The organism is Amycolatopsis nigrescens CSC17Ta-90 (assembly GCF_000384315.1).
Lineage (GTDB): Bacteria > Actinomycetota > Actinomycetes > Mycobacteriales > Pseudonocardiaceae > Amycolatopsis > Amycolatopsis nigrescens.
In genome coordinates, this window is the sequence record NZ_ARVW01000001.1 from 5,692,280 (window position 1) to 5,716,206 (window position 23,927).

General features: G+C 68.7%; 29 protein-coding genes. 17 read left to right on the forward strand and 12 right to left on the reverse strand.

Translation table 11 applies throughout. The features are described 5' to 3' along the window. Positions 1–14 precede the first annotated feature (14 nt). From AMYNI_RS0127070 to AMYNI_RS0127100, 7 genes are all read left to right on the forward strand, one after another. A complete protein-coding gene (locus AMYNI_RS0127070) occupies positions 15–896 on the forward strand; it encodes an FAD binding domain-containing protein (RefSeq protein WP_020671211.1) in 882 nt (293 codons plus the stop codon). Then, positions 887–1,348 carry a (2Fe-2S)-binding protein gene (locus AMYNI_RS0127075; protein WP_020671212.1) on the forward strand — a complete coding sequence of 154 codons (462 nt, stop codon included), beginning with the start codon at positions 887–889 and terminating at the stop codon, positions 1,346–1,348. The genes AMYNI_RS0127070 and AMYNI_RS0127075 overlap by 10 nt, the downstream gene beginning before the upstream one ends. Next, a complete protein-coding gene (locus AMYNI_RS0127080) occupies positions 1,345–2,697 on the forward strand; it encodes an 8-oxoguanine deaminase (protein ID WP_020671213.1) in 1,353 nt (450 codons plus the stop codon). Before AMYNI_RS0127075 ends, AMYNI_RS0127080 begins: the two co-directional genes overlap by 4 nt. Then, positions 2,694–4,988 (forward strand): xanthine dehydrogenase subunit D, encoded by a 2,295-nt coding sequence (gene pucD / locus AMYNI_RS0127085; RefSeq protein ID WP_020671214.1) that lies wholly within the window; start codon positions 2,694–2,696, stop codon positions 4,986–4,988. Before AMYNI_RS0127080 ends, pucD begins: the two co-directional genes overlap by 4 nt. Positions 4,989–5,031: 43 nt before the next feature. Next, a complete protein-coding gene (locus AMYNI_RS0127090) occupies positions 5,032–5,505 on the forward strand; it encodes a nucleoside deaminase (protein ID WP_020671215.1) in 474 nt (157 codons plus the stop codon). An 82-nt stretch (positions 5,506–5,587) separates the two neighbouring features. Continuing rightward, positions 5,588–7,018: an NCS2 family permease gene (locus AMYNI_RS0127095; RefSeq protein WP_026360976.1), complete on the forward strand. Its 1,431-nt coding sequence runs from the start codon at positions 5,588–5,590 to the stop codon at positions 7,016–7,018. Continuing rightward, the gene (locus tag AMYNI_RS0127100) at positions 7,018–7,422 is read left to right on the forward strand and encodes an allophanate hydrolase-related protein (RefSeq protein WP_020671217.1); all 405 of its coding nucleotides are present in this window, start codon (positions 7,018–7,020) and stop codon (positions 7,420–7,422) included. The genes AMYNI_RS0127095 and AMYNI_RS0127100 overlap by 1 nt, the downstream gene beginning before the upstream one ends. Here AMYNI_RS0127100 and AMYNI_RS0127105 read toward each other — a convergent pair. The 6 genes from AMYNI_RS0127105 to AMYNI_RS0127130 all read right to left on the reverse strand — a co-directional run bounded on the left by AMYNI_RS0127105 (position 7,382) and on the right by AMYNI_RS0127130 (position 10,741). Beyond that, positions 7,382–8,002 (reverse strand): DUF3558 family protein, encoded by a 621-nt coding sequence (locus AMYNI_RS0127105; protein ID WP_020671218.1) that lies wholly within the window; start codon positions 8,000–8,002, stop codon positions 7,382–7,384. The genes AMYNI_RS0127100 and AMYNI_RS0127105 overlap by 41 nt on opposite strands. Further along, the gene (locus tag AMYNI_RS0127110; protein WP_020671219.1) at positions 7,999–8,739 is read right to left on the reverse strand and encodes a hypothetical protein; all 741 of its coding nucleotides are present in this window, start codon (positions 8,737–8,739) and stop codon (positions 7,999–8,001) included. The genes AMYNI_RS0127105 and AMYNI_RS0127110 overlap by 4 nt, the downstream gene beginning before the upstream one ends. Further along, on the reverse strand, positions 8,736–9,074 hold the full coding sequence (locus AMYNI_RS0127115; protein ID WP_020671220.1) for a hypothetical protein: 339 nt from the start codon (positions 9,072–9,074) through the stop codon (positions 8,736–8,738). Before AMYNI_RS0127115 ends, AMYNI_RS0127110 begins: the two co-directional genes overlap by 4 nt. After that, a complete protein-coding gene (locus AMYNI_RS0127120; protein ID WP_020671221.1) occupies positions 9,064–9,381 on the reverse strand; it encodes a hypothetical protein in 318 nt (105 codons plus the stop codon). The genes AMYNI_RS0127115 and AMYNI_RS0127120 overlap by 11 nt, the downstream gene beginning before the upstream one ends. Next, positions 9,378–9,776, reverse strand: a complete 399-nt coding sequence (locus AMYNI_RS47470) for a YbaB/EbfC family nucleoid-associated protein (protein ID WP_020671222.1) — start codon at positions 9,774–9,776, stop codon at positions 9,378–9,380. Before AMYNI_RS47470 ends, AMYNI_RS0127120 begins: the two co-directional genes overlap by 4 nt. A gap of 122 nt (positions 9,777–9,898) precedes the next feature. Beyond that, a complete protein-coding gene (locus AMYNI_RS0127130; RefSeq protein ID WP_026360977.1) occupies positions 9,899–10,741 on the reverse strand; it encodes a helix-turn-helix domain-containing protein in 843 nt (280 codons plus the stop codon). 162 nt (positions 10,742–10,903) lie between these two features. On the opposite strand from AMYNI_RS0127130, the gene AMYNI_RS49825 reads away from it, so the two are divergent. From AMYNI_RS49825 to AMYNI_RS0127160, 7 genes are all read left to right on the forward strand, one after another. After that, positions 10,904–11,335 (forward strand): hypothetical protein, encoded by a 432-nt coding sequence (locus AMYNI_RS49825; RefSeq protein WP_211225515.1) that lies wholly within the window; start codon positions 10,904–10,906, stop codon positions 11,333–11,335. Further along, complete coding sequence (locus AMYNI_RS48420) at positions 11,332–11,841, forward strand: DUF3558 domain-containing protein (protein ID WP_169515771.1); 510 nt, start codon at positions 11,332–11,334, stop codon at positions 11,839–11,841. Before AMYNI_RS49825 ends, AMYNI_RS48420 begins: the two co-directional genes overlap by 4 nt. Beyond that, entirely contained in the window at positions 11,841–12,416 is a 576-nt protein-coding gene (locus tag AMYNI_RS0127145) for a DUF3558 domain-containing protein (protein WP_084628481.1), read from the forward strand. Before AMYNI_RS48420 ends, AMYNI_RS0127145 begins: the two co-directional genes overlap by 1 nt. 104 nt (positions 12,417–12,520) lie before the next feature. Beyond that, positions 12,521–12,934 carry a PE domain-containing protein gene (locus AMYNI_RS0127150; protein WP_020671227.1) on the forward strand — a complete coding sequence of 138 codons (414 nt, stop codon included), beginning with the start codon at positions 12,521–12,523 and terminating at the stop codon, positions 12,932–12,934. A gap of 23 nt (positions 12,935–12,957) precedes the next feature. Then, on the forward strand, positions 12,958–13,578 hold the full coding sequence (locus AMYNI_RS48425) for a DUF3558 domain-containing protein (RefSeq protein WP_245574010.1): 621 nt from the start codon (positions 12,958–12,960) through the stop codon (positions 13,576–13,578). Continuing rightward, positions 13,578–14,891, forward strand: coding sequence for a PPE domain-containing protein (locus AMYNI_RS47480; protein ID WP_157357494.1), 1,314 nt, complete (start codon positions 13,578–13,580; stop codon positions 14,889–14,891). Before AMYNI_RS48425 ends, AMYNI_RS47480 begins: the two co-directional genes overlap by 1 nt. Before the next feature lie 18 nt (positions 14,892–14,909). Then, positions 14,910–15,650 carry an ESX secretion-associated protein EspG gene (locus AMYNI_RS0127160; RefSeq protein ID WP_020671229.1) on the forward strand — a complete coding sequence of 247 codons (741 nt, stop codon included), beginning with the start codon at positions 14,910–14,912 and terminating at the stop codon, positions 15,648–15,650. 10 nt (positions 15,651–15,660) lie between these two features. Here AMYNI_RS0127160 and AMYNI_RS0127165 read toward each other — a convergent pair whose 3' ends face one another. After that, positions 15,661–16,239 (reverse strand): TetR/AcrR family transcriptional regulator, encoded by a 579-nt coding sequence (locus AMYNI_RS0127165; protein ID WP_020671230.1) that lies wholly within the window; start codon positions 16,237–16,239, stop codon positions 15,661–15,663. A 107-nt stretch (positions 16,240–16,346) separates the two neighbouring features. On the opposite strand from AMYNI_RS0127165, the gene AMYNI_RS0127170 reads away from it, so the two are divergent. Beyond that, positions 16,347–18,095 carry an ABC transporter ATP-binding protein gene (locus AMYNI_RS0127170; protein ID WP_020671231.1) on the forward strand — a complete coding sequence of 583 codons (1,749 nt, stop codon included), beginning with the start codon at positions 16,347–16,349 and terminating at the stop codon, positions 18,093–18,095. A gap of 218 nt (positions 18,096–18,313) precedes the next feature. Here AMYNI_RS0127170 and AMYNI_RS0127175 read toward each other — a convergent pair whose 3' ends face one another. From AMYNI_RS0127175 to AMYNI_RS0127195, 5 genes are all read right to left on the reverse strand, one after another. Next, positions 18,314–19,630: a nucleobase:cation symporter-2 family protein gene (locus tag AMYNI_RS0127175; protein WP_020671232.1), complete on the reverse strand. Its 1,317-nt coding sequence runs from the start codon at positions 19,628–19,630 to the stop codon at positions 18,314–18,316. 92 nt (positions 19,631–19,722) lie between these two features. Then, entirely contained in the window at positions 19,723–20,613 is an 891-nt protein-coding gene (gene pucL / locus AMYNI_RS0127180) for a factor-independent urate hydroxylase (protein WP_026360979.1), read from the reverse strand. 6 nt (positions 20,614–20,619) lie between these two features. Next, positions 20,620–20,937: a hydroxyisourate hydrolase gene (gene uraH / locus AMYNI_RS0127185; protein WP_020671234.1), complete on the reverse strand. Its 318-nt coding sequence runs from the start codon at positions 20,935–20,937 to the stop codon at positions 20,620–20,622. 34 nt (positions 20,938–20,971) lie between these two features. After that, positions 20,972–21,454 carry a 2-oxo-4-hydroxy-4-carboxy-5-ureidoimidazoline decarboxylase gene (uraD, locus tag AMYNI_RS0127190; protein ID WP_020671235.1) on the reverse strand — a complete coding sequence of 161 codons (483 nt, stop codon included), beginning with the start codon at positions 21,452–21,454 and terminating at the stop codon, positions 20,972–20,974. Positions 21,455–21,594: 140 nt separating this feature from the next. Continuing rightward, positions 21,595–22,074 (reverse strand): helix-turn-helix domain-containing protein, encoded by a 480-nt coding sequence (locus AMYNI_RS0127195; RefSeq protein ID WP_020671236.1) that lies wholly within the window; start codon positions 22,072–22,074, stop codon positions 21,595–21,597. Between the two features lie 119 nt (positions 22,075–22,193). On the opposite strand from AMYNI_RS0127195, the gene AMYNI_RS0127200 reads away from it, so the two are divergent. Continuing rightward, the gene (locus AMYNI_RS0127200) at positions 22,194–23,021 is read left to right on the forward strand and encodes a hydroxypyruvate isomerase family protein (protein WP_026360980.1); all 828 of its coding nucleotides are present in this window, start codon (positions 22,194–22,196) and stop codon (positions 23,019–23,021) included. Beyond that, positions 23,018–23,908 (forward strand): 2-hydroxy-3-oxopropionate reductase, encoded by an 891-nt coding sequence (locus tag AMYNI_RS0127205; RefSeq protein WP_020671238.1) that lies wholly within the window; start codon positions 23,018–23,020, stop codon positions 23,906–23,908. Before AMYNI_RS0127200 ends, AMYNI_RS0127205 begins: the two co-directional genes overlap by 4 nt. The last annotated feature ends 19 nt before the right edge of the window (positions 23,909–23,927 follow it).

Sequence of the window (23,927 nt, forward strand, 5' to 3'; positions counted from 1 at the left end):
TGAAGGAGCTTCGAGTGGATTTCCTGCGTCCCCAGAGCCTGGACGAAGCGCTGGCCGTCAAGGCAGCGCGTCCCGACGCGGTGCCGATCGCGGGTGGGACCGATGTCATGGTCGAGCTGAACTTCGACCACCGCCGCCCGGCCGCGCTGCTGGACCTGAACGGCGTCGCCGAGCTTGCCGAGTGGTCCGAGTCCGATCGCACGGTCCGGCTCGGCGCCGGGGTGCCGTACGTCCGGGTGATCACTGAACTGGGTGGTTCCCTGCCGGCGCTGGCGATGGCTTCGCGCACGGTCGGCTCCCCGCAGATCCGCAACCGCGGCACCGTCGGCGGCAACCTCGGCGCCGCCTCACCGGCCGGGGACACGCATCCCGTGCTGCTCGCGGCCGGCGCGGAGGTCGAAGTGGCCTCCGTGCGCGGTTCGCGGCTGATCCCGGCCGACGAGTTCTACCTCGGCGTGAAGCGCAACGCGCTGGCCGAGGACGAACTGATCACCGCGGTGCGGCTGCCCGCATCGGCCGGGCCGCAGCAGTTCGCCAAGGTGGGTACCCGCAACGCGATGGTGATCGCGGTCTGCTCCTTCGCGGTCGCGCTGCACCCGGAACGGTCCGGGGTCGGCGCGGCGGTGGGTTCCGCCGCGCCGACGCCGAAACGGGCGCTCGCGGCGGAGGAGTTCCTGGCCGCCGAGCTGACCGACTCCGGGCTGTGGAACTCGCGGGCGCCGATCAGCGACTCGGTCCGCCGGAAGTTCGGCGAGCTGGCCGCCTCCGCCGCCGCGCCGATCGACGACGTGCGCGGCAGCGCGGACTACCGCCGACACGCACTCGCCGTTTTGGCCAGAAGGACTTTGACTTGGGCATGGAACGAATACCAGGGGAGTGAGCGGTCGTGCGCGTGAACGTGACGGTGAACGGCGAGCGGAAGCGGGCCGACGACGTGTGGGAGGGCGAAAGCCTGCTTTACCTGCTGCGTGAGCGGCTCGGCCTGCCCGGCTCCAAGAACGCCTGCGAGCAGGGTGAATGCGGTTCGTGCACGGTGTACCTGGACGACGTGCCGGTGTGCTCCTGCCTGGTCGCGGCCGGCCAGGTGGAAGGGCGCGCGGTGCGTACCGTGGAAGGGCTGGCGGAGGGGGACCAGCTCGACCCGGTACAGCAGTCCTTTGTGGACGCGGGCGCGGTGCAGTGCGGGTTCTGCACGCCGGGCCTGGTGGTCGCCGCGCACGACCTGCTGAACAGGGTCGCGCGGCCGAGCGACGAGGAGATCCGCGAGGCACTGGCCGGAAACCTGTGCCGCTGCACCGGATACGAGAAGATCCTGGACGCGGTGCGCTCGGCGGCGGAGGTCGTATGAGCACCTTGCTGATCGAGAACGCGGCGGTGTGCGCGGTGGACGCCGATGGCACCGAGTTCCGCAATGGCCACGTCATCGTCGACGGCGACCGGATCACCGGCCTGGGTGAGGGCCGCGCGCCGGAGGGCGACTACGACCACCGGATGGACGCGAGCGGCTGCCTGGTCACCCCCGGGCTGGTGAACACGCACCACCACCTGTACCAGTGGGCCACCCGCGGGCTGTCCGTGGACTCGACGCTGTTCGAGTGGCTGACCGAGCTGTACCCGATCTGGGGCAGGCTGGACGCGGGCGTCACGCACGCGGCGGCCACTGCCGGCCTGGCCAGGCTCGCGCTGACCGGCTGCACCACGGTCGCCGACCACCACTACGTCTTCCCGGCCGACGCCGGTGACCAGCTGGACGCGCTGGTGTCCGCCACCGGCCGGATCGGGGTGCGGGCGCAGATCGTGCGCGGTTCGATGGACCGCGGCGAGTCCGACGGCGGGCTGCCGCCGGACAACCTGGTGGAGGACACCGAGGCCGCGCTGCTCGGCACCGAGCAGGCGATCGACCGCTACCACGACACCGCCGCGGACGCCAGGGTCCGGATCGCCGTCGGCCCGTGCTCGCCGTTCTCGGTGAGCGAGAAGCTGATGACCGGTGCGGCGGAATTGGCGCGGCGCAAGGGAGTCCGGCTGCACACCCACTTGGCGGAGACGCTGGACGAGGAGCGCCAGTGCCTGGCCGAGGTGGGTTGCACCCCGGCCGAGTACGCGGACAGGCTGGGCTGGCTCGGCGACGACGTCTGGTTGGCGCACACGATCCACCTCGCGCCCGAAGCGATCCGCCGGCTAGGTGCGACCCGGACCGGATCGGCGCACTGCCCGACCTCCAACGGCCGGATCGGCGCCGGTATCGCGCCGGTCCGCGACCTTTTGGACGCGGGCGCGCCGGTCGGCCTCGGCGTGGACGGTGCCGCGTCCAACGAGTCCGGCGGCCTCGGCGAGGAACTGCACCAGGCGATGCTGCAGGCCCGCCAGCGCGGCGGGCCGACCGCGCTGAGCATTCGCGAAGCGCTGTGGATGGGCACCATGGGCGGCGCGCGCTGCCTCGGCCGTCAGGACGAGCTCGGTTCGCTCGAGCCGGGCAAGCTGGCCGATCTCGCGGTGTGGCGGCTGGACGGGCTGGCCCACGCCGGCATCACCGACCCGGTGGCCGCGCTGGTGCTCGGCTCCACCCCGCCCTTGGCCAGGTTGCTGGTCGGCGGGCGGACGGTGGTCTCCGATGGCGAGCTGCGGACCGCGGACGAGAACGCCATCGCCGGAGAACTCCGGGCCGCGAGCACGAAATTGCAGGGGAAACGATGAGTACTTCCACCGAGACCGTCACGAACACCGGTTCCGCGAACGGCGTCGGCAGCAGCCCGCAGCGCCCGGACGGCACGATCAAGGTGCGCGGCGAGTTCGCCTACTCCTCGGACCTGTGGCACGAGGACATGCTGTGGGGCGCGACCCTGCGCAGTCCGCATCCGTACGCCCGGATCGAGGGCATCGACATCACCGAGGCGCTGAAGGTGCCGGGCGTCTACGCCGTACTCACCCACGAGGACGTGCCGGGGCTGAACCTGTACGGCCTGGAGCACCAGGACCAGCCGGTGCTGGCCGTGGACGTGGTGCGCTACCAGGGCGAACCGGTGGCCATCGTGGCCGCGGACCACCCGGAGACCGCGCGCCGCGCGATGGACCGGATCGTGGTCGGCTACCAGGTGCTGGAGCCGGTGGTGGACGCCGAGTTGGCCGTCGCCGGGGAGGGCGCGGAGCTGCATCCCGGCGGCAACGTGGTCCGGCACGTGCCGATCCGCCGTGGCGACCAGGACGCCCACGCCGAGGTCGTGGTCACCGGCTCGTACCAGGTCGGCATGCAGGACCAGGCGTTCCTCGGCCCGGAGTCGGGACTGGCGGTGCCGGCCGAAGACGGCGGGGTCGACCTGTACGTCGCGACCCAGTGGCTGCACGTGGACCAGCAGCAGATCGTGGCCGCGCTCGGGCTGCCCGCGGACAAGGTGCGGCTCACCCTCGGCGGGGTCGGCGGCGCGTTCGGCGGCCGGGAGGACCTGAGCATCCAGGTGCACGCCTGTCTGCTCGCGCTGCACACCGGGAAGCCGGTGAAGATGGTGTACAACCGCGAAGAGTCCTTCTACGGACATGTACACCGGCACCCCGGCACGCTGCACTACGAGCACGGCGCGGATCGCGACGGCCGGCTGGTGTATGTGAAGGCCCGGATCTACCTGGACGGTGGCGCGTACGCGTCGTCCACGGGCGCGGTGGTGGCCAACGCGGCGACGCTCGGCGTCGGGCCGTACGACGTGCCCAACGTGTCCATCGACTGCTGGGGCACGTACACCAACAACCCGCCCTGCGGCGCGATGCGCGGCTTCGGCGCGGTGCAGGCCGGGTTCGCCTACGAGTCGCAAATGGACAAACTCGCCGACGCCTGCGGCCTGAACCCGGTCGAGGTGCGGGTGCGCAACGCGATGAGCGAGGGCACCGTGATGCCGACCGGTCAGGTCGTCGACTCGGCCGCTCCGGTGGCGGAGCTGCTTCGGCGGGTGCAGCGCAAACCGCTGCCCGCCGACCGGGCCGGTGACGCGGACCTGCGCACCCTGCCCGGCGGGGTTTCCAACACCACGCACGGCGAAGGCGTGGTGCGGGGCGTCGGATATGCGGTGGGAATCAAGAACATCTGCTTCTCGGAGGGCTTTGACGACTACTCCACCGCACGCGTGCGGCTGCAGGTGATTGGCGGGGAACCGGCGGCCACCGTGCACACCGCGGCCTGCGAGGTCGGCCAGGGCCTGGTCACCGTGATGCAGCAGATCGTGCGTACCGAGCTGGGGGTGGAGCAGGTGACCATCCAGCCGATGGACACCACGATCGGCAACGCGGGCTCGACCTCGGCGTCTCGGCAGACCTACGTGACCGGAGGTGCGGTGCGGGCGGCCAGCCTGGCCGTGCGTACGGCGCTCTTCACGCACGCCGAGCGCAAACTCGGTGCCGCGGCGGGCCAACTCAGTGTCACCGGCGGCAAACTCGTGTGCTCGCACGACGGGGTGCTGGCCGATCTGGTCGACGTGCTGGGCACGGAGGTGCTGGACGAGACCGTCCAGTGGCGGCACCGGCCGACCGAGGCGCTAGACCCGGAGACCGGCCAGGGCACCGCGCACGTGCAGTACGGTTTCGCCGCGCACCGGGCGGTGGTGGACGTGGACACCGAGCTCGGCCTGGTCAAGGTGGTCGCGCTGGACTGCGCCCAGGACGTGGGCAAGGCGATGAACCCGCAGGCGGTGCTCGGCCAGATCCAGGGCGGTTCCGCGCAGGGGCTCGGGCTGGCCGTGATGGAGGAGATCCAGACCGTCGGCGGCAAGATCCGCAACCCGTCGTTCACCGACTACCTGATCCCGACCGTGCTGGACATGCCGCCGATGAGCATCGACGTGCTGGAGCTGGCCGATCCGCACGCCCCGTACGGGCTGCGCGGCATCGGCGAGCCACCGACCATTTCTTCGACCCCGGCCATCGTGGCGGCGATCCGCGCGGCGACCGGCAAGGCTTTGACCCGTGTCCCGGTGCGTCCGGAACACCTCACCGGTACCTGAAATTTCGAGCAGGAGACGTAACTTGGGCACCATTCTGTCCACAATGGACAACACCGAGCGGGACTGGCTGGCCGGCGCGGTCCGGCTGGCCACGGAAAACGTGGCCGACGGCGGCGGGCCGTTCGGCGCGGTGATCGTCCGGCGGGGCGAGGTACTGGCCACCGGGACCAACCAGGTCACCCCGAGCCTGGACCCGACCGCGCACGCCGAGGTGGTCGCCATCCGCGCGGCCTGCCAGGCGATCGACGACTACCGGCTCACCGGCTGCGTGCTGGTGTCCTCCTGCGAACCCTGCCCGCTGTGCCTGTCCGCCGCGCTCTGGGCGCGGCTGGACAAGGTGCTCTACGCCGCGGACCGGCACGACGCCGCCGACGCGGGTTTCGACGACCGCGAGTTCTACGAGTTGTTCGCCAAGCCAAGGCAGGACTGGGCCCTACCCGTGGCCCAGCTGTCCATCGCGGAGGGAAACGCACCCTTCGCCGCTTGGCAGGCCAAGGCCGACAAGGTCGCCTACTGAAGACGTCGTGAGTGAAAAGTGTTCCTCCGGCAACACTTTTCACTCACGACCCCTGACGTGCCACAACGCTGTGGAGGCAGGCATGACCCAGTTGCGCGCGAAAAGCCAGCACCAGCCACCGGAACCGGCAAAACAGTCCGGTTTGGACAGATTCTTTCGGATATCCCAGCGGGGCAGTACTTTCGGCCGTGAGGTCCGCGGCGGAGTGACCACCTTCGTCGCGATGTGCTACATCGTGCTGCTGAACCCGCTCATCCTCGGCGCGTCGGCGGACATCACCGGCGCCAGGCTGAGCACCGAGCAGGTCACCACCGCGACCGCGCTGGCCGCCGGGGTGACCACCATCCTGATGGGCCTGGTCGGCAACGCGCCGCTCGCGCTGGCCGCCGGGCTCGGGGTGAACGGGGTGGTGGCCTTCCAGATGGCGCCCGCGATGACCTGGGCGCAAGCTTTCGGGCTGGTCGTGCTGGAGGGCGTGTGCATCGTGCTGATGGCGGTGTCCGGGGTGCGGGAGCGGATCATCAACGCGATCCCGATGCCGTTGAAGATCGCGATCACGGTGGGCATCGGCCTGTACATCGCACTGGTCGGCCTGGTCAGCGCCGGTTTCGTGACCAGGACCCCGGACGCGGCGAACTCGACCGTGCCGGTGCGGATGGGCGAGGGCGGGCATCTGGCCGGCTGGCCGATCGCGATCTTCTGCGTCGGGCTGCTGCTGATGATCGTGCTGATCAGCCGCGGGGTGGCCGGCGCGGTGCTGATCAGCATCGTGGTGGCGACCGTGCTCGCGGTGGTGGTGAACGCGGTGTTCGACGTGCAGGGCTGGGGGTTGGTCGAGCCGAACGTGCCCGACCACATCGTGGCCAGCCCGGACTTCAGTCTCTTCGGGGACATCGACCTGTTCGGCGGTTTCGGCTCGGCCGGGGCGGTGACCGCCAGCGTGTTCCTGTTCACCCTGGTGCTCTCCGGGTTCTTCGACGCGATGGGCACCATCACCAGCGTTTCCGAGGAGGCCGGCCTGACCAGGAACGGCAAGGTCGAGGGCATGGGCCGGATCCTGCTGGTGGACGGCGCCGGCGCGCTGGCCGGCGGGGTGACCGGTTCGGCGCCGAACACGGTGTTCCTGGAGTCCGCGGCGGGGGTGGGCGAAGGCGCGCGGACCGGGCTGGCCAGCGTGGTCACCGGTGCGCTGTTCACCGCGACGCTGTTCCTGACCCCGATCGCCGCCGTGGTCCCCGCGCAGGCCGCGGCACCGGCGCTGGTCGTGATCGGCGGCATGATGATGGCGCAGTGCCGCCGGATTCCCTGGCAGGACATGGACTTCGCGATTCCGGTGTTCCTGACCATCGCGCTGATCCCGTTCACCTACTCGATCACCAACGGCATCGGTGCCGGGCTGGTGGCGTACGTGGTGATCAAGGTCTGCAAGCGGAAGTGGCGCGAGATCGGCTGGCTGCTGGCGGTACTCGCGGTGGTGTTCGGCGTGTACTTCGGCATCGAAGGGATCACCTGATGGCGCTGATGTTCCTCAACGGCGGCGGCATGCGCGGCGGCCCGCTGCACGCGCAGCTCCAGGGCGCGCCACTGCTGTGCACGGCGCGTTCGGCCCCGAAGTACCGGTACTACTCGGTCGGCGACCGCTTTCCCGCGATGCACGCGGTGCCGTCCGGCGGCGGCAGCGTGCTGGGCGAGGTCTACGACCTGCCCCTGACGATCCTCCGCGACCACCTGATCCCCGCCGAGCCCCCGGAGTTGGAGATCGGTGTCATCGAACTGGAGGACGGCGCCTCGGCCCTGGCCACGGTCCTTCGCGACTCCTGCGTCGGCAGCCCTGAGCTGGTGGATATCACCGACTACGGCGACTGGCGCGCCTATCTCACCCGCGCAGATTCCGCACCACGAACTCCGCGATCTTGAGCGCCGCGCCGCACCGATCGCCCTCCCATAGTGGCTGCGGTGGGTCTTTGGGGCTTTTGGTGTATTCAACCCGGATGGTCGTCTGGTCGTCTGCGCCTACCTCGGCCACACAGCCGTCGAAAATGAAGTCACTCTCGTAAACGAGAACCGGAAGGTCGTCCAGTGACGTTTCTTGCCAATGGGTGAACTCCTCCGGGTGCCGGTAGTGGCGGGTGGCGATCTCGGTGATCGGATGCGGCTCGGGTTCGGCGGGGTTGGGGTACTTTCCGACCTCGAACTTCGTAGTTCGGTGCTCGCTCCACGAGCATGAGTATTTGTCCGGATACGAATACTCCTGTTCGGGTTCTCCGTTCACCGCGCGCAGTTGGTGCGCCTTGAGCGCGCTACAGGGATGCGCGGTCAGCAAGGTGGTGTCGAGGGGCCGGATGATGGCCATCGACGGCGCTATCCGGGGGCCGGTGGAAGCCGGAACCGCCGGTGCCGGAGCGACCCCCGGCTCGCCAGGGGTCGCGCATCCGGTGATCAGCATGGCGAGCAAGGCGCCGGACGCGCCGGCTCGCCGGCTGGGTTTCTTGGTCATTCCGGGAAGGCCGAGGGATCGATCTTCCACTGCCGGTGGTCGGTGACACCTGACGTCGCCGCCAGTTCCGGCACCTCCCGGAACCCCGTCCCTTCGGACAGCACGGCTATCGCCTGACCGTTGAACGCTTCAACTTTTCGCACGGCTTCGCCGATCAACCCGCTGACGTCGCGGATAAAGGTGGCGAAAGCCTCGTTGACGGTATCCAGTACCTCTTTGGCGGTGAAGATGTCGACAACCGGGATCGGAGCGGTGAGCACGGCGATGAGGAACTTGCCCCCGATTTTGGCGAGACTCGCCGCGCAGTTCCCGATGAACAGGATGGCATCGGCGTAGGTGTCGACGACCAGTTCCGCGACGGTCGCCAGCGCGCCGGACAGGGCTTTGATGGTGCCCTGATTGCTTTCGAGTGCTCCGGCGGTGCGATCGGCGTAGGTTGCGAACTGCTCCGCGGCACGCCCTTGCCAAGTACCGTTGAGCTTTTGCCTGGCTTCCGCAATGTCCTCGCCGGCCAGCCGCATGGTGTCATTGCCGGCGAACTGCTCGGCAAGACTTCGCACCTTGGTCGCGTCCCCGAGGAGTTCGACGCGGATCCTGTCCAGCCATTCCACGACGTCGCGACGGTCGAAACGGCTGGCGAACTCGCGTATGTCGGCGTCGGCCTGGTAGGGATAGGCGGGCGCACCGGGTGGTGGCGCGGGATGCGCGGTTCCCGGGACGGAAATCTGCATGGTCACTCCCCCTTCTTCAACCGGCGGTAGTCCGCTTCGTCCTGGGTTTCGTAGTGGTCCGCGGCCTTGTCGAGTGCTTCCATCACGTTCTGAAGCCGTTGTGAGCCTCGGCGGCTGCGCTCCGACATGATCTTCAAGGCGCCGTTGTAGGCCTCGACGAACCTGGACTCCCGGCCGAGCAGACCGAGGTCGCTTTCGCCAAGCCACATGTCGGACAGTTGCCCGTCGGCGAAGTCGCTGAGCATGTGGGATGCGGCCTGTACGTAGTTGGTGGCGTCGCGCAGCGACTCGGGGTAGACGCGGTAGCCGAGGTCACCCCAGGGCTTGCTGTCATCGGCCATGCCGGTGCGCCTTTCGCTCGGCTTCGTCGATCATTTGGACGCGGCGGCGCTTGGCGGCCGCTTCGGCTTCCTGGATGGCCCGCAGCACATGACGGGAGAGGCTCGCACCGGTGTGCGTGCTAGCGGCCTTGCGATCGAGGTCGACGGAGATCAGCGTTCCCTTGCCATCCACGACGACGGTGCCGAGCCCGCCCGCGATCGGGTGCACGGCCGGCGCCTGTTCGGCCGTGCTGACGGCCTGTTTGACCGCCGCGACGCCGGCTTCGATCTCCTGGACGAGGTGATAAAGCCGGTCCTGGTCGTTCACCAGCGCCCCTCGGGCTCGTTGTTGGAGGTATCGCCGTCGATGAAGTCGATGTGCTCGAAGCTTTCCTCCATCGGCTCGGTGTCGCGGCTCGGTGCCGGTCGCGGTCGCCGTGGTGGATCCGGTGGTTCGGTTCCGTTGAACAGTGCGGCCAGTCGCGGTGCCGCCACCTCGGCGGCCGCCCGGCGGGCGGAGGTCACCGCGCGCACGATGTCCGGACCGAGTGACTGCACGTGCGGACCATCGAGTGCCGCATCGCCGATGCTCAGGTTCAGCAGCTTGCCCTGCCCGTTGACGACCGCGGTGACGGTGTCGTTGCGTGCCACGTGCCGGGCGGCCGCCAGTTCCGCGTCGAGTTCTTCCGCGCGGCGACGACGCCCGTCAAGATCTTGGTACACCGGGAGAACCCCCTCAGGCTCACTGTACGTGTCCAGCTGGACACCGTAGCAGCGCGAGGGCGGGTTCGGTCAGCGTTTGCCCGCTATGGCAAGGAAAGCCGCCCAACTGCCAACCGGCAGTTTCAATGTGCCGCCAACTCGGTGATGCGGTGGGCGATGTATCGGGCGCTGTCGTCGGTACTCAGCGCTGCTGTTACCAGCTTGAGAACATCCTCCCGGTAGGCGTCAACATCCGATGACTTGTGGAGAAATGCCACAGAGTGCCGGTTCTCCAGGTGTGCGACCGAGTTGCCATCCTGGTCTTCCAGGAGTACGAAACCGCCGATCATCATGGGTGTCCAGCCTGCAGAGTTCGGCACTATGCGTATGTCGATGTTGATCCTTTCCATGAGCGCTGCCAGGTGCTTCATCTGTTCCAGCATGGTCAGAAGTCCGCCGACCTCCTGGTGCAAGGAGGCTTCTCCGATCAATGCGAGCAGCTCGATCGGAGTTGGCCTGGTCAGTGCGTCGTGTCTGGCGATTCGAGCTTGTACGCGAGCTTCTGCCTCGTCGCTGGGAAGCCCACCTGCGAGCATGATGGCTCTGGCATAGGCTGCCGTTTGCAGCAGGCCGGGTAACAGCAGTGGCTGCACTTCGATGATCCGCCTTGCGGCTCGCTCGTGCTCCAAGTACGCCAGCATCCTGAGATCGCGGTCCTCAGCGCGCAGGGACAGCCAATGCTCTTTGTCCACGCTCCGTGTCAGATCGATCAGTTGCTCGCGGTGTCGAGGGGTGGCGCCTACAGCCACCAGTATCGCCGAGACATCCTCGGGTCGCGGCACGCGGTCGCCGGTTTCCCAGCGTGAGATCGTCGGGTAGCTGACGCCGATCCTGTCGCCTACGTCGCGAAGGCTCATACCGGCCGCTTCACGCGCCGTACGCAGTGCCCTGCCCAGCGCTCGTGCTATTGGAGTATTACCGCTCATGCAACGAATACTACGGGCTATTCGGCCTTGTTCGCGTTCGCTCGATTGGCTAGTCATGTTTGTCTTCCGGGGCGCCGATGCATTGTTGAACGCCAAGAGAAAGCGTTACCGCAGTGGTAACAAATGGAGGGTTTCAGTGCATTCTGCAAATGGGGGTACCTCGTGATCGAGCGGGATCGTCTGCTACTGGCGCGCGTGTCGCGGGTGAACAAGCATCTCGGTGAGGTCGTCGTCGAGCTGATGCGGCACCAGGACGGCGGTGAGCTACCGCCTGGTGGTACCCGTGAACTGGGCGCACGGTTGTACAGCCTGGGCGTCGAACTGTTGGAGCGAGCCGAAGAGCTTGAAGGCGGTGTACCCGCGCCGGGGCCTTTTCGATGGTGGCGGTCGAACACGGATCTGCGCGTACACGCCTGGCAGGCTCCTTCGCTCGCCCTGATCCCCGTCGCGCTCTGCGGGCACTACGTCCCCGTATCCAAGGTCTCCGGCTCCGCCGATGGCGAGCCGTGCATTTCCTGCGCCCGTCTCGCCGGCGTCACCGATCTCATTCCGGCCTGGGCGAAGAACCTGCCCCGATCCCCGGGGCCCGCATGATCGCCGCATGGATTTTCACCGCGGGAATCCTCTTGACATCCTGTTCGGCACCTCCGCCACCCGCCTCGCCGGAAATCGAACGATTCCGCGATGAGCCCTGTTCCTTGCTGACCGCCGTTCAACTGGCTCGTCTCGACGTTCCGCCCTGGTCCACCGAGAACCAGGGCGCCGCCGGCCCGCTCTGTTTCTGGCACGATTCGAACACCTCCGCTTCCGTGCTGATCCAATGGGTCGAAACGGCCCAGGGAATCGCCAGGGTCTACGAACGCCAGGCCGATCTCGGTTATTTTCTTCCCATGCCGTCCATCGACGGCAAACCCGTCATCGCCTACGACTCGAACGACCGCCGTCCCGCCGGGCACTGCGGTGTCGATGTCGGTGTCAACGGGGAACTGGTGATCAAGGTGTCCATCCACCAGCCCCGCGACGAGATCGGTTCCGCCGACCCCTGTCAACTGGCCCACGACACCGCCCGCATGGCCCTCACAACCCTGGGCGCCAACTAATGCCCGTACTTCTCTTCTGCTTGCTGTTCGCCCTGCTGAGCTGCTCCACCGTGCGGTCCGGCACTCCTGTTCCCCGGACCGTGCCGCCGCCCAGCTCGTCGAGTCGCCTTCCGACGGCCGGTGCGCCGAAGGTGGTGAGTCCGTTGACCGACACACTCCGATTCCGGCGGGAGCCGTGCTCGGTACTGACCCCAGAACAGGCGACCAGCCTCGGCCTCCCAGCGGCCGGGGTGGAAACGCCCGGACCGCGATGCGAATGGCTCGACCAGCGGTCGAGGGCTTATGTCGCCATCAACTGGAACGAGATCTTTCACAACGGGCTCAGCGGAACCTATGAGAACCGGCACCGATACAGCCTGTTCCGGCCGATGCCCGACCTGCGCGGGCATCCGGCCCTCGCCTTCGGTAACAAGGCGGACCAGGCCATCGGTCTCTGCATGCTCAAGGTTGGAGTAACCGACGAGTTGACTTTCGATGTCACCGTTTTCCAGGCGAAAGTCGATCGCGGCACCAGCGATCCCTGCGAACTGGCGCACCGGGCGGCGGATTTGATCTTGATAACGATGATCTCCTGACACCCGGTGGTGGATGAAACGCGCCGACTTGAAGACACTCTGGAACCGGATGGCTACGATGGGGCGTCTGAGCGGTCGACGAAGCAGGCCAAGGGGAGCGGGCTATGTGGGTAGACGACGGCGCCGAGGGCAAGCCCACCGGTGGCGTGACGGAGATGTTCCAGCGCATGGACCAGTCCGGCAGCTGGTCCTTCGACGAACCAACCTTGACCGCCATCGCCACCGAATGGCAGGCGCTGGCCGACGACTGCCAGAATGCGACAGACGGCTCTCTGCCCATGACGCAGGTGGTGGGCCCGGGTCTGGATCCGGCCAGTGCTTACATGGCGAACAAAGCCAATGCCTCAGGTGCGGACTACCAGCGCATGGTGGGCGAAATGATGATCTATGCCCAGGCGCAGGCTGATGCGTGTACGAAAGCGCTGGGCACCTACGTGGAACGCGAAGAGGATCATAAGGGTGTGCTCGGTTCTGGAATCGGGCCCCACGAGAGCGGCAGACCGGGTGGGATTATCTGATGCGTCGTAGCGCGTCCTTGTGTATGCGTGCTGTGCTCGCCGTTGGAGCGTTGGCACTGGCCGGGTGCTCGAGTGAGCAGCCTGGCAATCCAGTTGCCGACGGCTCGTCTCCTGGAGGCACCGGCTCGGCTTCTTCTGCGCCACCCGGTTCAGGGAACGGTCTGCCTGCCGCTGGTGCGCCAAAGGTTGCGAGTCCGTTGACCGATACTCTGTCGTTCCGGCAGGAACCATGCTCTGTTCTGACACCTGCGCAGTTGGGTCAACTCGGGGTTCCAGCTCAAGGAGAGAAAACGGCCGGCCCTACCGGACCACGTTGTCGCTGGTACGAGCAGGCGACTTCGGCCGCTGCCACTATTCAGTGGGTCGAGGCCACCAAACGTGGCTTGACTGCTGCTTATGAACACCGGGGCGAGTACGACGTGTTCAAGCCGATGGCGGATATCAACGGCTACCCGACGGTGGCCTACGGTCTTAAAACAGATGCTGCCGGCGGGGCGTGTGCTGTCTTGGTCGGGGTTACCGATGAGCTTGCCTATCAGGCGGGAATAGTTCAGTCGCGGGATAATCGTGGCACGGAAGATCCGTGCGAAGTGGCGCATACGGTGGCGGGGATGATGTTGGAGACCATTAAGGGGGGCTCCTGATGGCTGACATAGGCGCGGTCATGCGCGATATCTTCTCCAGCGGTCTCACGCCGGAGGAGATCTACGAAAAGATCACCGGCGGTCCTGGTCCGGAGTCGCTTCACGGCGCGAAGGATGCGGCGAGCCAGCAGTCGAAGTTGCAGGAGACGATCAACGCCCGGGTGGTGAAGCTGCAGGGCATGATCGGCGGCGGGTGGAGAGGAGATTCCGCTCAGGCGGCCAGCAACGCGGCGAACCCGGTGGCGCAGGTCGCCAAGATGGCTTCGCAGGAACTGGCCAAGTCGCAGGAGCTGCACACTCAGCAGGGTGACGTTTTCGAGCATGTGAAGCGGACCGTGGTCAAGGTGCCGCCGAATCCGGGGGAGCCGGACTTCATCGACAAGGCCTTTCCGATGTTGACCGATTATGCGGACGAAGCCAAGGCCTATCGGCAGGCGACCGAAATGAACAAGGCGGTCTACTCCGGCTATGACGACAACAGCACCAATGTCGGCGACGGAATGCCGACCGACTATGGCGCCCTGCTTTCCGACACCAGCGGTATGCAGCTGAGCCTGCAGCGGAATACCGGCAATGTCGAACACATCGGTGGCGGACCGACCTGGGAAGGCCCCGGTTCGCGGTCGGGCAGTGACATTTCGGTTCCTCAGCAGAGTCAGAACGGCCCAGCGGCCGTGTCGGCGCCGCCGGCGACCACGAACGGGCCCGGCCAGGTCGATCAGCCGGGGCAGCACGCACCGTTCGGACCGGTGGGTCAGCCCGGCGGTCCGGCTCACCAGCAGATTCCGGTGGCAGGTCAGGGCACGTCGAGTGCGGGTTACGTGCCACCGAGCGGGAACATCCCGAACCCGGGCTTTTCGCCCGGCGAGTTCAAGGGCGTCGGCGGTACCACCGGGTATGGCGGCACCGGATATGGGCCGGTCGGCGGGTTCGCGCCCGGCGGCGGTGCGGGCGGAGACTCCGGCTATCGCGCGGGCTCGGGTATGACCGGCAGGCCCGGCTCCGGAGTCGGCGGGCTGGGCAGCGGCTCGGGCGCCGGCAACGAGCCGGGTGGCCGTGGCCTTGCCGGCAGTAAGGGCACTGGTGCGGGAATGCCCGGCGGCGGGCCGGGCGGTGTTGCCGGAGGCGGCACGTCCGGAGCCGCGGGCGGGCGTGGCGGCGTGGGTGCCGGTGCGCCGATGGCGGGCGCGGGCCGGGGCAAGGGTGCCGAAGACGAAGAGCACGAGCGTCCCGCCTATCTCCAGGAGTACGACCCGGACGACGCGTTCGTCGGCGAGCTGCCGAAGACCGCGCCGCCGGTCATCGGGGAATGACCGGCAGACGGGGTCGTCATGCCCTGGCGTGACGACGTGACCCTGCACCGGCAGATCGTGCTCCACCAGCTCGCCGAGCACAGCCTCGGCGAACCGCCGGAGATCCTCGTCGGCCGCGACGCCTGGTTGCCTCGCGACGCGAAGCAACGCCTCGACGAGGTGGTGCGCGACGACCTCGCCGAAGTCGGGCTGCTCAGCCGAGGCAGGCTGCGGGAGGACTTCTACGACGCTCTCGCCCTCCTGGCCAGGCCCGCGCTGGAGATCTTCGGCTGGGTGCAGAGCGGCGAGTACGGCCACTACGCCGTCGCGGTGGCCAGGTCCGGGCGCAACGCGGTGGTCGTGCTGCGCCGTGACGAGTGGGTCCGGCTGATGCCGGCCAACCCGGAAACCGCTGTGGAGCACTGGATCGAGCAGATCCCGGCGTTCGGCGCCGGCGCCGGGCTCACCATCTCCCTGCCGGAGGCCGACGCGCCGTGGACCGCGAATGCCCGGCCCACGCCCGAGTCCCGCCGCCTGGAGGCGGTGCTGAACCTGCCCCGCTACGGCGGTGGCCAGGTGCATGCCGCCGTCCGGCAAGGCGGCAGCAGGCGAAGCGCCAGGCCCGCCCTCACCTACCTGGACACCGAGCAAGGACGCTGGCTGATCGGCTTCGACCGCGAGCAGTCCCGCGATCGCTGGGTCACCTTCACCCCCGCGACCCAGCAGGCGTTCGTCCGGAAGATCACCGACCTCATCGACCTCACCGACACGGTCCGCTGACCGGGGCAGCTCAGCGCGGCGGCTGGCGGAAGAGGCCGCGTTCCAGGCTGCGGATGATGGTCGCGGGGGCCGCGTGCCGGGACAGCTCGCCGAGGCGCACCGACTCCCAGCCGGTGTAGATCACCGCCCAGAGCACCCGGCTGAGCCAGTCCACGCTGACCTCGGGGTCGAACACGCCGTCGGTCTGCCCCTTCGCGATCAGGTCGCGCACCGGCCGGTCCACCTCGTCGATCTCGTGCATGAACCGCTCGGCATCCCGTAGCTGGTGCTGCTCGTTGAACAGGAAGAGCAGCCGCGGCCCGAGCTCGTAGTAGGCCCGCACCGCCCGGTACAGCGCTTCGACGGTGTCGCCCTGGTCCAGCGCGGCCTGCTCGACGCCGAGGCGGACCCTGGCCACGGTGTCCTCGGCGAGCGCGGTGACCAGGTCCGCGCGTTCGGCGAAGTACCGGTGCAGGGTGCTGCGGCCGACCTCGGCCTCATCTGCGATTTCGGCGAGCGTCGCGGCAGGGCGCTGGGAGAGCACCGAGGCGGCCGCGTCCAGGATCGCCTGCCGGGTGCGGCCGCGGAGGCCCGATTCGGGTTCTGGCATCAGGCCTACTCTATATAAGAGCGCCCGCGCTTATTTATAGGACAGCTCTGTCTCATTTCGCTACTCTGGGGTTCTGGGCATCGGACATACCAGACTTGGGGGATCGAATGGCTACCGGAGAACTGGCCGGGAGATGGCAGAACCTGCGCGTGCTGTGGACCTTCGTGCGACCGCATCGGCTGACCCTCATGGTCGGGCTGCTGCTCGGCCTCGGTACCACCGGCGCGACGCTGGCGACGCCGATGGTGACGAAATGGGTGCTGGACGGCCTCGGCTCCGGCGTCTCCATCGCGCCGGCGGTCTGGCTGCTGGTCGCCCTGCTGGTGGCGGGTTCGGCGCTCGGCCTGCTGCAGTGGGTGCTGCTGGGCACGCTGGCCGAGCGGATCGTGCTGGAGGCCCGCAGTTCGATGGTCCGGCGGCTGTTCCGGGTCCGGGTCGGAGAGCTGGCCAAGCGCTCCGGCGGCGAGTTCGTCACCAGGGTCACCTCGGATACGGTGCTGCTGCGGGAGGCCGCGGCGAACAGCGTGGTGCAGGCGGTCAACGGGGTGGTCGCGCTGGCCGGCGCGCTGGTGCTGATGGCCGCGCTGGACTGGGTGCTGCTAGCTACCACGGTCGGCGCGCTGGTCGTGGTCGGGTTCGTGGTCGGGGTGCTGATGCCGCCGATCGCGAAGGCACAGCAGGACGCCCAGGCCGCGGTGGGCAGGCTCGGCGGAGTGCTGGAAGGCGCGCTGCGCGCGATCCGCACGGTGAAGGCGAGCCGGGCCGAGGGTCGGGAAAGCTCGCGCATCCTGGACGAGGCGCAGGAGTCGGCGAAGCAGAGCGTTCGCGCGGTGCGGATCGAGGCGATCGCGTGGACGGTGGCCGGGGCGGGGATCCAGCTGGCGATCCTGCTCATCCTGGCGCTGGGCGCCTGGCGGGTGAGTGCGGGCGTGCTCGCGGTGTCCAGCCTGGTCGCCTTCCTGCTCTACGCCTTCCAGGTGATGGAGCCGGTCACCACGCTGACCCAGACGGTCACCCAGCTGCAGTCCGGAATCGCGGCCGCGGCCAGGATCCGCGAGGTGGAGAGCATGGAGGTGGAGCACGCGGGGGAGACCACGTCCTTCGGCCGGACGGTCGACCGCGCCCCGGTGCTCTCCTTCCGCGAGGTGACCGCGCGGTACGCGCCCGGTGCCGAGCCCGCGCTGCGGGGCGTGAGCTTGGACGTGCCGCGCACCGGGCACACCGCCATCGTCGGGCCGTCCGGCGCCGGGAAGACGACGATGTTCTCGCTGATGCTGCGTTTCCTCCAGCCGGAGAGCGGGCAGCTGACCCTGGACGGCGTCCCGTTCGAGCAGTGGTCACTTTCGGACGTGCGCAAGCGGATCGTCTACGTGGAGCAGGACACCCCGCTGGTGCCCGGCACTCTGCGTGAAAATCTCGCGTACACCTATCCGGAGGCCGGAGACGACGCGATCTGGGCCGCGCTGCGGGCGGTCCGGCTGGCCGATCGCGCCACCGCCCTGCCCGACGGGCTGGACACCCCGCTGTCGGGTGCGGTGCTTTCCGGTGGTGAGCGGCAGCGGATCGCGCTCGCGCGGGCGCTGGTCGGCGAGCCGGAGATCCTGCTGCTGGACGAGGCGACCGCGCAGCTGGACGGGCTGACCGAGGCCGCGGTGCACGACGCGATCGACCGGGTTTCCGCGCGAGGCGCGGTGATCACCATCGCGCACCGACTGTCCACAGTGCTCGATGCGGACCAGATTCTGGTGCTGGAGAACGGAATCTTCCGCGCTCGGGGTACGCACAACGAACTGCTCGCGACCGACGCGCTCTATCGGGATCTCGTCGCGGCGCTTCGGATCGCGGCCGTGGCTTGACGGATGGCGGTCGGCCCGCGTCGGACGCGGGTCGGCCGCCTCGGATTTCAGCAGCTACCGCAGCAACCGCACCCTGGATCGGTGCACGTACTGCAGCAGCCACAACCACCGGCGTTCGCCGTCATAGCGGCCTCCCTGCGTCGAAAACAGCGGAGCCTCCGATGTTATGCCCGCTCGCGCATGGGTTGACACCGCTGGCTGTGTGACCCCCGAAAGTGTCAGGCCGGGGCACGAGTGCGGGCCCGCTCCCCGAAAATCAGGTTGAGCACCACCGCGGCCACACAACCCGCGCTGATCCCGGAGTCGAGCACGGTCTGCACCGCGGACGGGAAATGCGCGTAGAACTCGGGTGCGGCGATCGGGATGATCCCGATGCCCAGCGACGCGGCCACGATGGTCACGTTCGCCGGCCGGTCGAAGGATGCCTTGGCCAGTGTGCGCACTCCGCTCACCGTGACGCTGCCGAAGAGCACCAGCCCGGCGCCGCCGAGCACCGGCTGCGGCACCAGCGCGATGATGCCGCCGGTCACCGGGAACACCCCGAGCAGCACCAGCACGGCACCGCTGGCCGCGACCACGTACCGGCTCACCATCCTGGTCAGCGCGACCAGCCCGACGTTCTGCGCGAAGGCGGTGCAGGCGAAACCGCCGAACACGGTGCTCACCGCGGTGGCGAGGCCGTCCGCGCGCAGCCCGTCGGCCAGTGTCTTCTCGGTGGTCGGCCGGTCCACGATCTCGCCCAGTGCCAGCATGTCCGCGGTGCTTTCGGCCATCACCACCAGCATCACGATGGCCATCGACACGATCGCCGCGATGTCGAACGCCGGTGCGCCGAAGTGGAACGGGGTGACGATGCCGAAGGCGGGCGCCTCGGCCAGCGTCGACGAGTCCACCTTGCCCAGCGGCCAGGCCACCAGCGTGCCGACCACCAGGCCGAGCAGCAGCGCGATCCGGCTCCAGAAACCGCTGAGGAACCGGTTGAACCCGAGCACCGCGACCAGCGTGACACCGGCCAGCAGCAGCCCGGACGGTTCGGCCGTGTCCTGCTGGGCGGAGATCCACTTGACCGCCACCGGCAGCAGCGAGACACCGATCAGGGTGATCACCGTGCCGGTCACCAGCGGCGGGAAGAACCGGGTCAGCCGCGAGAAGAACGGCGCGGCCAGCACCACCAGCGCGCCGCCGACCAACGTGGCGCCGTAAACCACGCCGAGCGCGTCCTGCGGCCCGTGCTGACCGGCGATGGACAGCACCGGCGCCACGGTCGCGAAGGTCACGCCGTTCACCAGTGGCAGCCGGGCGCCGAACCGCCACACGCCGAGGGTCTGCAGCAGGGTCGCCAGCCCCGCGGTGAACAGGCTCGCGCTGATCAGCAGGCTCAGCTGCCCGGGGGACAGGCCCACCGCGGCGCCGATGATCAGCGGCGGCGCGACCACCCCGGCGTACATCGCCGCGACGTGCTGGATGCCGCCGATGACGAGCTGCAGCGGAGGAGGTTTCCGATCGACCGGGTGTGGCTCGACTGCCGTGCTCACAGTGCCTCCCAGGTGGTGGTGGATGCAGCGAAGGCCACCTTGCCTGCGTTGAACGCAGCGATGGTGGCCTTCGCTGCATGACGTCGGGTGGGCTAGAAGGTGGGGAGGGTGTGCCAGGCGAGGCCGGGGTCGGGGGCGTCGTCGCGGAGGACGCTGCCCTCGATCAGGCCGTAGGGACGGTCGGCCGCGTAGAAGACCTCGTTGTCGTTGGTCAGCCCGAACGGCTCGAGGTTCACCAGGAAATGGTGCTTGTTCGGCAGCGAAAGGCGGACCTCCGCGACCTCCGGCCGGGACTGGAGCACCGCCTCGCCCATCGCGTAAAGCGTCTGCTGCAAGGAAAGACTGTGCTTGGTGGCGAAGGTCTCCAGCATGATCCGGCGGATCTCGGTGAAACTTTCGCGCCAGTCCACGTCCCCGCCGGCGTAGCGCCAGCGCGCGGTGACCGCGGTGGCCAGGATCCGGTCGTCGGTCTCGGCCAGCGTGGTGTACTCGTCGCGGGGGAAGCCGTGGAACTCCGAGCCGGTCGACTTGAGCACCACCAGCCCGGTCAGCCCGGAGACCACCCATGCCTGGTCGCCCTGCACGGTGACCGCGGTGGTGCGCGACTCGTCGCCGGCGCCGGAGAACGCGTGCTCGTGCGGCCGGCCGTCCACCTGGATCCGGTTCCAGCCGTGCTCGGAGATCAGCACGCGGGCGCCTTCGATGTGCTCGAACCCGCCGACGAAATGCCTGGCCAGTCGCAGGGCGAAGTCCTCGATCTCGCCGACCGGGCTCTCCCTGGCGAAGGCGTACACGGTGTTCTTCTGCGTGTCGGTCGCGACCACGTCGGCGTTGTCGCCGGTGAGGTGGGTGGCTTCGAGCCTGCCGCGCAGCGAGGTGGACACGGTGAGGTCCTTGAGCTGGTGCACGTCGCCGTCGCGCCGCACCGTGACCATGCGGACCTCGGCCTTGCCGTATTGGTTGGGCCCCAACTTGATTGCCAAGGCGGATCAGCTCCCTCGGTAGGTCGAGTAGGCGAACGGGCTGAGCAGGATCGGCACGTGGTGGTGCGCGGCCGGTTCGGTGATCCGGAAGCACACGCTGACCTCCGGGAAGAACCCCTGCTCACCCAGGTAGGACCCGGTGTCGAAGACCAGCCGGTACTCCCCGGCGGGCAGGCTGTCCGGGCCGAGGTCGCGGATCCGGCCGTCGTCGTCGGTGCTGCCCTCGGCGACGAGTTCGCCGGACCGCGTTTCCAGCCGGACGGGAACGCCCTTCGCCGGCCGGCCCGCGGTCGTGTCGAGCACGTGCGTGGTCACGAGACTCATGGCGCCTCCACGGGAACGAGTGTGTCGGCGCGCCTCATCGGACCGCCTTTTCCAGTCGTAGCAACGCGATCTTCGCCAGCTCGCGGCCGGCGACCAGCAGTTCGGTGTCCTGGTCGTTGCCGAGCCTGGCGCGCAGGTCGGCCAGCAGCTCCTCGCCGGACCGCCCGCTCGCGCAGACCAGGTAGACCTGGCCGAACCGCTGCTCGTACTCGGCGTTGGCCTGCTTGAACAGTTCCGCCGCCGAATCGTCCACACCGGACTGCTCCGAGCGCGACCAGCCGGCGGCTGCCTGCTCCGGCGCGGCCTTCTCGCCGATCCTGGGGTGCGCGGCGATGGCCGCGCTGATCTCCTCGGCGCGCAGTGGAGTGGCGGCTTCCGCGGCTTCCCGCAGTCGCGCGTGGTCGGCGTACGGCCGCCCGGCCAGCACCGCGCGCACCCAGCGCGGCACGTCCAGGCAGGCGCTGAGCAGGGCTTCGGCCCGGGGCAGGGCCGCGGAGTTGAACTCGGCCAGTGTCATCGTGGTGGCCGTGCTCGGCGGAGGAGACATCCAGGCTCCTTCAACGAATTTTGCATCGTGGAAACGAAATTCTGCTGACAGGAACGGTACGACCCGGTTCCGGAGGCGTCAACACTTTGTTGAATTTGATCTTTGCTGACTCACGGGGTCTCCCGGTTCAGGTAGTTGTACACGGTGAACCGGGTGACGCCGAGCGCTTCGGCCACCAGCGCCGCGGATTTACGCAGCTGAAACGCGCCGCGCTCCTCCAGCAGTCGGACCGCGCGCTGCTTGCCGGGACGGTCAAGCTCGGCGAGCGCGGCCCCGAGTTCGGACTCCACTTCGCGGATCAGCCCGTCCAGGACGCTCGACGGTGACCCCGTAGCGCCCGCGGGCCGGGGCTCGGTGCCGCTGTGCAGTCGCAGGGTGAACCGGGTCGCGCCGCCGTCCAGCGCCGCGCGGGCGATCGACGGCAGCGCGTCGAGCAGCCGGTCGGCATCCCCGCGGGCCGAGGTGCCCAGCGGGCCGAAATCGGTGTGCAGCCCGGCTTCCGCGGCGGCTTCGTGCGCCCGTACGGCATGCGCCGGCGGCTCGCCTTCGCCGCGGAAGGGCTCGCTGGTGAACTCCGCTTCCAGTTCCACTCGCGCAAGGTAGCGCGTGCCGTGGCGGCCGGCTGTCCGTTGACGTGGGTCACACCATCGGGTTACTCTCGTTATGCGAAAAGATAATTCCGCAATACGAAACCTTGGCGAGGTGCCCGTTGAGCGCTATACCCGGGACACGTCACTCCCTGCACTACGACGTGAACCTGTCCATCCTGTTCACCGAGCTGCCCGTGCCCGAGCGACCGGCGGCCGCCCGCGCGGCCGGGTTCGACGCCGTGGAGTTCTGGTGGCCCTTCGACGTCGCGGTGCCCGGCGACCGCGCGGTGTCGGAGTTCGAACGAGCGGTCACCGACGCCGGGGTCGACCTGGTGGGGCTGAACTTCTTCGCCGGTGACATGCCCGGCGGCGATCGCGGGCTGGTGTCATGGCCCGGCCGGGAGAGCGAGTTCTCCGACAGCGTGCAACTGGCCGTCGGGCTAGCCGAACGGCTCGGCTGCCGCACCTTCAACGCGTTGTACGGCAACCGGGTGGACGGCGCGGACCCGGCCGCGCAGGACGAGCTGGCACTGTCCAATTTGGACTTCGCGGCGCGCGAGGCGGCCGGGATCGGCGCCAAGCTGGTACTCGAACCGCTCTCCGGTGCGTCCCGCTACCCGCTGCTCACCGCGGCCGACGCGGTGGCCGTGCTGGACAAGCTCGGCCGCGAGAACGTGCTGCTGCTCGCCGACCTCTACCACCTGGCCGTGAACGGGGACGACCTGGACGCGGTGATCGCCGAGCACACACCGCGGATCGGCCACGTGCAGATCGCGGACGTGCCGGGCCGGAACCAGCCCGGTACCGGCGCACTGGACATCGAAGGTCATCTCGCCGCCCTCGAAGCTGCCGGATATCACGGCTTCGCGGGCCTGGAGTACAAGCCGACCGGCGCGAGCGACCAGTCCTTCGACTGGCTGCCGCGGGAGCGAAGGGGAACTTCATGAGCAAGATCGGATTCATCGGGCTCGGCATCATGGGCGGGCCGATGTCGGCGCACCTGGTGGCCGCCGGGCACGACGTGAGCGGCTACGACGTTGGCGCGGACGCGCTGGCCAGGCTGGTGGACCAGGGCGGCCACGGCGCCACCGGGGTCGCCGACGCGGTGGACGGCGCGGAGATCGTGATCACCATGCTGCCGAACCACCCGCAGGTGGAGGAGGTGGTGCTCGGCGACGGCGGCGTGCTGGACACGGCCAAGCGCGGCACGCTGCTGATCGACATGAGCACGATCCGCCCGGAGACCTCGGTGGCGGTGGCGCAGGCCGCGCAGGACAACGGGATTCGCGTGCTGGACGCGCCCGTGTCCGGTGGTGAGGCCGGCGCCAAGCAGGCCGCACTGTCCATTATGGTCGGTGGCGAGGCCGCCGATTTCGCGGCCGCGCAGCCGATCTTCGACGTCCTCGGCAAGACCATCGTGCACGTCGGCCCGCATGGCGCCGGGCAGGTGGTGAAGGCGGCGAACCAACTGCTGGTCGGCGGGATCTACGGGCTGGTCGGCGAGGCCATCGTGCTGATGGAGGCCTCCGGCGTGGATGCCGGGATCGGCCTCGACGTGCTGGCCGGCGGGCTGGCCGCGAACCGGATCCTGGACCTCAAGCGCGAGTCCATGGTGGCAAGGCAGTTCCAGCCCGGCTTCCGGATCGACCTGCACCACAAGGACATGGGCATCGCGCTGGCCGCCGCCAGGCAGGCCGACGTGGCGCTGCCGCTGACCGGCCTGGTCGCCCAGCTCGTTGCCTCGGCCCGCGCGATGGGGCACGGCTCGCTGGACCACTCGGCGTTGCTGAAGGTCACCGAAGAGCTTTCCGGCCGAGCGCAGAAGGAAGGCTGACCATGCCGAAGATTCCCGT

Excerpts from the sequence above, each read along its gene's own strand:
- AMYNI_RS0127080 (WP_020671213.1), top strand. The coding sequence starts at position 1,345 with ATGAGCACCTTGCTGATCGAGAACGCGGCGGTGTGCGCGGTGGACGCC.
- pucD (WP_020671214.1), top strand. The coding sequence starts at position 2,694 with ATGAGTACTTCCACCGAGACCGTCACGAACACCGGTTCCGCGAACGGC.
- AMYNI_RS0127090 (WP_020671215.1), top strand. The coding sequence starts at position 5,032 with ATGGACAACACCGAGCGGGACTGGCTGGCCGGCGCGGTCCGGCTGGCC.
- AMYNI_RS0127095 (WP_026360976.1), top strand. The coding sequence starts at position 5,588 with ATGACCCAGTTGCGCGCGAAAAGCCAGCACCAGCCACCGGAACCGGCA.
- AMYNI_RS0127100 (WP_020671217.1), top strand. The coding sequence starts at position 7,018 with ATGGCGCTGATGTTCCTCAACGGCGGCGGCATGCGCGGCGGCCCGCTG.
- AMYNI_RS0127105 (WP_020671218.1), bottom strand. The coding sequence starts at position 8,002 with ATGACCAAGAAACCCAGCCGGCGAGCCGGCGCGTCCGGCGCCTTGCTC.
- AMYNI_RS0127115 (WP_020671220.1), bottom strand. The coding sequence starts at position 9,074 with ATGGCCGATGACAGCAAGCCCTGGGGTGACCTCGGCTACCGCGTCTAC.
- AMYNI_RS0127130 (WP_026360977.1), bottom strand. The coding sequence starts at position 10,741 with ATGAGCGGTAATACTCCAATAGCACGAGCGCTGGGCAGGGCACTGCGT.
- AMYNI_RS48420 (WP_169515771.1), top strand. The coding sequence starts at position 11,332 with ATGATCGCCGCATGGATTTTCACCGCGGGAATCCTCTTGACATCCTGT.
- AMYNI_RS0127145 (WP_084628481.1), top strand. The coding sequence starts at position 11,841 with ATGCCCGTACTTCTCTTCTGCTTGCTGTTCGCCCTGCTGAGCTGCTCC.
- AMYNI_RS0127150 (WP_020671227.1), top strand. The coding sequence starts at position 12,521 with ATGTGGGTAGACGACGGCGCCGAGGGCAAGCCCACCGGTGGCGTGACG.
- AMYNI_RS48425 (WP_245574010.1), top strand. The coding sequence starts at position 12,958 with ATGCGTGCTGTGCTCGCCGTTGGAGCGTTGGCACTGGCCGGGTGCTCG.
- AMYNI_RS47480 (WP_157357494.1), top strand. The coding sequence starts at position 13,578 with ATGGCTGACATAGGCGCGGTCATGCGCGATATCTTCTCCAGCGGTCTC.
- AMYNI_RS0127160 (WP_020671229.1), top strand. The coding sequence starts at position 14,910 with ATGCCCTGGCGTGACGACGTGACCCTGCACCGGCAGATCGTGCTCCAC.
- AMYNI_RS0127165 (WP_020671230.1), bottom strand. The coding sequence starts at position 16,239 with ATGCCAGAACCCGAATCGGGCCTCCGCGGCCGCACCCGGCAGGCGATC.
- AMYNI_RS0127170 (WP_020671231.1), top strand. The coding sequence starts at position 16,347 with ATGGCTACCGGAGAACTGGCCGGGAGATGGCAGAACCTGCGCGTGCTG.
- uraH (WP_020671234.1), bottom strand. The coding sequence starts at position 20,937 with ATGAGTCTCGTGACCACGCACGTGCTCGACACGACCGCGGGCCGGCCG.
- uraD (WP_020671235.1), bottom strand. The coding sequence starts at position 21,454 with ATGACACTGGCCGAGTTCAACTCCGCGGCCCTGCCCCGGGCCGAAGCC.
- AMYNI_RS0127205 (WP_020671238.1), top strand. The coding sequence starts at position 23,018 with ATGAGCAAGATCGGATTCATCGGGCTCGGCATCATGGGCGGGCCGATG.